The sequence below is a fragment of the Pseudoxanthobacter sp. genome (assembly GCF_036822375.1).
Classification (GTDB): Bacteria; Pseudomonadota; Alphaproteobacteria; order Rhizobiales; family Segnochrobactraceae; genus Pseudoxanthobacter.
Map to the genome: position 1 here is coordinate 1 of NZ_DAISHT010000251.1, position 4,514 is coordinate 4,514.

The following is a 4,514-nucleotide window of genomic DNA, read 5'->3' on the forward strand; positions in this document are numbered from 1 at the left end:
GCCGCGAGCGCATTCTCAAGGTGCATGCCCGCAAGGTGCCGCTGGCGCCCGACGTGAACCTGAAGACGCTGGCGCGCGGCACCCCCGGGTTCTCCGGCGCCGATCTGATGAACCTCGTCAACGAGGCGGCGCTGATGGCGGCGCGGCGCAACAAGCGTCTCGTCACCATGGCCGATTTCGAGGATGCCAAGGACAAGGTGATGATGGGCGCGGAGCGCCGCACGCTGGTGATGACGGAGGGCGAAAAGCGCCTGACCGCCTATCACGAGGGCGGCCACGCCATCGTCGCGCTGCATGTGCCGGCCACCGACCCCGTGCACAAGGCCACCATCATTCCGCGCGGCCGGGCGCTGGGCATGGTCATGCAGTTGCCGGAGCGCGACAAGCTCTCCATGTCCTACGAGCAGATGACCTCGCGGCTGGCGATCCTGATGGGCGGCCGCGTGGCGGAAGAGCTGATCTTCGGCAAGGAGAAGGTCACCTCGGGCGCGGCCTCCGACATCGAACAGGCGACCAAGCTGGCCCGGGCGATGGTCACGCGCTGGGGCTTCTCCGATGCGCTGGGCGCGGTGGCCTACGGCGAGAACCAGGACGAGGTGTTCCTGGGCATGTCGATGGGCAAGCAGCAGAACGTGTCGGAAGAAACCGCCCGCAAGATCGATGCCGAAGTGCGGCGTCTGGTGGAAGAGGGCCATGCCGAGGCGCACCGCATCCTGACCGAGCAGGGCAGCGAGCTGGAGACGCTGGCGCAGGGCCTGCTGGAATACGAGACGCTTTCGGGCGACGAGATCCGCAACCTGCTCGCCGGCATTCCGCCGGTGCGCGACAACGGCGACGAGCCGCCGGTGCCGCGGCAGTCGGCGGTGCCCTCTGCCGGCGGTCCCAAGACGACGCCCAGGGAGGGCGGCGACGTGGGCACGGCGGCGCAGCCGCAGGCCTGAGCCTCCGGTCCGTTGGTTTTGCAAAACAGGAAAAGCCGGCCTTCGGGCCGGCTTTTTCGTGCGCCGCTGCCGTCAGCCGCGGCCAAAGCGGGTGCGATAGGCCGAGGGCGTGAGGCCGACGGCCGGCGTGAAATGGTGGCGCAGGCCGGCCGCCGTGCCGAAGCCGGTGGCTGCCGCGATGGCGTCGAGCGACAGCGCCGTCTCCTCCAGCAGGGCCCGTGCGCGGGCGATGCGCGCGGCCGTCAGCCAGCGCGCCGGCGTGGTGCCGGTGGCGGCTGCGAACCGGCGCAGGAAGGTGCGTTCGCTCATGCCGGCGGCCCCGGCGAGCGAGGCCACGGTGTGCGGCGTGGCAAGGTCGTCGGCAAGGCCGGCGATGAGGGGTGAGAGGCGGGCCGCCTCGTGCGGCACCGGCACGGCACGCTCCACGAACTGGGCCTGCCCGCCCTCGCGGTGCGGGGCGACCACGAGCCGGCGGGCCACGGTGTTGGCCGCGGCCCAGCCGAAATCGCGGCGGATGAGGTGCAGGCCAAGGTCGATGCCCGCTGCGCTGCCGGCGGAGGTCAGGATGCTGCCTTCATCGACATAGAGCACGTCCGGCACGACGGTTATGGCCGGAAAGCGGGTGGCGAGGGCCTGCGTATAGCGCCAGTGCGTGGTGGCGCGGCGGCCATCCAGCAGGCCGGCCGCGGCCAGCACGAACACGCCCGAGCAGATCGACATCAGCCGGCAGCCGCGGGCGTGGGCGGTGCGCAGGGCCGCGCACAGCGCCGGCGGAACCGCGGCCTCCACGCCGCGCCAGCCGGGCACGACCACCGTGCCGGCCTGCGCAATCAGGTCGGGGCCGCCATCGGTCATCATGCGGATGCCGCCGGTGGCCCGCAACGGGCCGTCATCCACGCCGGCCACGGCAAACCGATACCAGCCCGGCCCCATCTCCGGTCGCGGCAGGCCGAACAGTTCCACCGCGACGCCGAATTCAAAGGTGCACAGCCCGTCATAGGCAAGCGCCACCACGAGCGGGTTGGCCGGCCCGCCGCTGGCCGGCGCAGGAGCAGCGGAGGCGGCGGCAGCGGCCGCGGATGAGGGCGCAGGGCAAGACGGAGCAGAGCAAGACGGAGCAGGGAAAGACGCAGGTTGGGAGGCTGGCGCGGCGTTTGTCATGATTTCGATGATAGCTGGCATTCCTGCCACCTGCCAGCGGCGACCCGGCCGGATTAGAACCGTCGGTACAGGGGCGGCCGTCCTGTCCGCCTGTCCGCCGTGTCCGGCGGTCTGCGGCGCATTCCGCCCGTAACCGATGGAGATTGTCCGTGAGCGATGTCACGCTTTATCCCGCCGCCGCCCCCGCGGTGGCTGCGGCCCACTTCGCCGCCCGCCTGTCGTTTGAAACCGATTGCGCCGATGTTCAGGCCGCCCTTGCGGCGGGCGCACCCGATTTCGTGCTGCTGCATGCGGTCGGCTCGCCGGCGGCGTTCGCGCGGCGGCACATTCCCGGCGCCCTTCACCTGCCCCACCGCACCATCAGCGCGGAGCGCATGGCGGCGTGGCCGGCGGAAACGCTGTTCGTGGTCTATTGCGCCGGCCCGCACTGCAACGGTGCCGATCAGGCGGCGCTGAAGCTCGCCCGTCTTGGACGGCCGGCGAAGGTGATGATCGGCGGGCTTGCCGGCTGGGCGGACGAGGGCTTTGCCTTCGCCGGGGAGGAGAGCGATGCTTGAACTCCGGCCGAACTGCGAATGCTGCGACCGCGACCTGCCGCCCGCAGTGCCGGCGCTGATCTGCTCTTACGAGTGCACGTTCTGCCCGGACTGTGCCGCCGGCGTGCTGGCGCAGCGCTGTCCCAACTGCGGCGGCAATCTCGTGCCGCGCCCGGTGCGGCCGCCGCAGCACCTGCTGCGCCACCCGGCTTCCGCTGCGCGGGTGCTGAAGCCGGGCGGCTGCCCCGCCGCCTGAGGCGGGGCGGGGGCGCTCAGCGCGGGGCGATGGCCCGCACGACGGCGCCGAGGAAACGGGCGAGATCGTCCGTCACATGGTCGACATGGGGGTCGTCGCGGCCCTCGTGCTCCCAGTTCTCCCGCACCACCGCGGCGGTGTCGCGGGGCACCACCAGCACGGTCGACATGCCATGCTGGTGGGGAACCTTCAGGTTGCGCGGCAGGTCTTCGAACATCGCCGCTTCGGCCGGGCGGATGGCGCTGCGCGCCCAGAACAGGTCGTAGGCCTCAGCCTCCGGCTTGGGCAGATGGCCGGCGGCGGCGATATCGAAGATGTCGTCGAACAGCCCGTCGAGACCGAGCCGCTCGCACACCCGCTCGGCATGGCGCTGCGAGCCGTTGGTCATGATGAAGCGACGGCCCGGCAGCGCCTTCAGCGCTTCCGCCAGCCGGGGCGCGGGCGAGAGCGGCGAATGGTCGATGTCGTGGACATAGTCGAGGAAGGCTTCCGGCGGCAGCCCGTGCTCGATCATCAGGCCGCGCAGCGTGGTGCCGTAGCGGCGATAATAGTCCTTCTGCACCACCCGGGCGGCCGTGGCATCGAGCTTCAGCATATCCTGCAGAAAGGCGCCGATGCGGGCATCGATCTGGCTGAAGAGATCGCATTCCGCCGGGTAGAGCGTGTTGTCGAGATCGAAAATCCACGCCTCGACCGTGCGGAAACGGTCGAGGCGCGGGAAAACATGCGGGCTCACGGCGTGATGAGGGTCCCGGCGCCCCGTTCGGTGAACAGTTCGAGCAGCACAACGTGCGACACCTGTCCGTCGAGGATGACCACCCCTTCCACGCCGCGCTCAAGCGCTTCGATGCAGGTCTCCACCTTCGGGATCATGCCGCCGGAGATGGTGCCATCGGCGATCAGCGCGCGGGCCTGGGCGACGGAAAGCTCTTTGATCAGCTTCTTGTCGCGGTCGAGCACGCCGGGCACGTCGGTGAGGAACAGCAGGCGGCGGGCCCCGAGGGCTCCGGCGATGGCCCCGGCGAAGGTATCGGCGTTGATGTTGTAGGTGTGGCCCTTCTCGTCGGGGGCGACGGGGGCCAGAACCGGGATGATCTCGCTCTTGGCCATGATGTCGAGCACCTCGCGGCGCACGATCTTCGGCTCGCCGACGAAGCCCAGATCGACCACGGCCTCGATGTTGGAATTGGGATCGACCACGGTGCGCGTCAGCTTCGTGGCGGTCACCATGCGGCCGTCCTTGCCGCACAGCCCGACGGCGCGGCCGCCGGCGGCGTTGATGGCGGCGACGATTTCCTTGTTGATGGAACCGGCCAGCACCATCTCGACGATCTCGACGGTGGCCTCGTCCGTCACGCGCAGGCCGTCGCGGAATTCGCTCTGAATGCCGAGACGCTTCAGCATGGCTGCGATCTGCGGTCCGCCGCCGTGCACCACCACCGGGTTCAGGCCCGACTGCTTCAGCAGGGTGACGTCTTCGGCGAAGGCACGCGACAGCTCCGGCGAGACCATGGCGTGGCCGCCATATTTCACCACCACCGTCTGGTCGTCATAGCGCAGCATGAAGGGCAGCGCCTCGGCGATGATGCGCGCGCGCGACTGGAAGTCGGCGTCGGTCTC

General features: G+C 70.1%; 5 protein-coding genes and 1 pseudogene. 3 read left to right on the forward strand and 3 right to left on the reverse strand.

What is annotated here, in order from left to right; genetic code table 11:
* Window positions 1–941, forward strand: a pseudogene (locus V7067_RS15820) (cell division protein FtsH); the annotation flags it as partial.
* A 72-nt stretch (window positions 942–1,013) separates the two neighbouring features.
* On the opposite strand, the gene ftrA reads toward V7067_RS15820, so the two are convergent.
* Complete coding sequence (gene ftrA / locus V7067_RS15825) at window positions 1,014–1,955, reverse strand: transcriptional regulator FtrA (protein ID WP_334176865.1); 942 nt, start codon at window positions 1,953–1,955, stop codon at window positions 1,014–1,016.
* Window positions 1,956–2,251: 296 nt separating this feature from the next.
* Between ftrA and V7067_RS15830 the strand changes: the two genes are divergently transcribed.
* Window positions 2,252–2,659, forward strand: a complete 408-nt coding sequence (locus V7067_RS15830) for a rhodanese-like domain-containing protein (RefSeq protein ID WP_334176866.1) — start codon at window positions 2,252–2,254, stop codon at window positions 2,657–2,659.
* Complete coding sequence (locus V7067_RS15835; RefSeq protein WP_334176867.1) at window positions 2,652–2,894, forward strand: DUF1272 domain-containing protein; 243 nt, start codon at window positions 2,652–2,654, stop codon at window positions 2,892–2,894. Before V7067_RS15830 ends, V7067_RS15835 begins: the two co-directional genes overlap by 8 nt.
* A gap of 16 nt (window positions 2,895–2,910) precedes the next feature.
* On the opposite strand, the gene V7067_RS15840 is transcribed toward V7067_RS15835, so the two are convergent.
* Both V7067_RS15840 and argB read right to left on the reverse strand, forming a co-directional pair.
* On the reverse strand, window positions 2,911–3,630 hold the full coding sequence (locus V7067_RS15840) for a pyrimidine 5'-nucleotidase (protein WP_334176868.1): 720 nt from the start codon (window positions 3,628–3,630) through the stop codon (window positions 2,911–2,913).
* A partial coding sequence (gene argB, locus V7067_RS15845) for an acetylglutamate kinase (RefSeq protein WP_334176869.1) occupies window positions 3,627–4,514 on the reverse strand: 888 nt, incomplete at its 5' end. The genes V7067_RS15840 and argB, both read right to left, overlap by 4 nt.

Excerpts from the sequence above, each read along its gene's own strand:
- V7067_RS15835 (WP_334176867.1), top strand. The coding sequence starts at position 2,652 with ATGCTTGAACTCCGGCCGAACTGCGAATGCTGCGACCGCGACCTGCCG.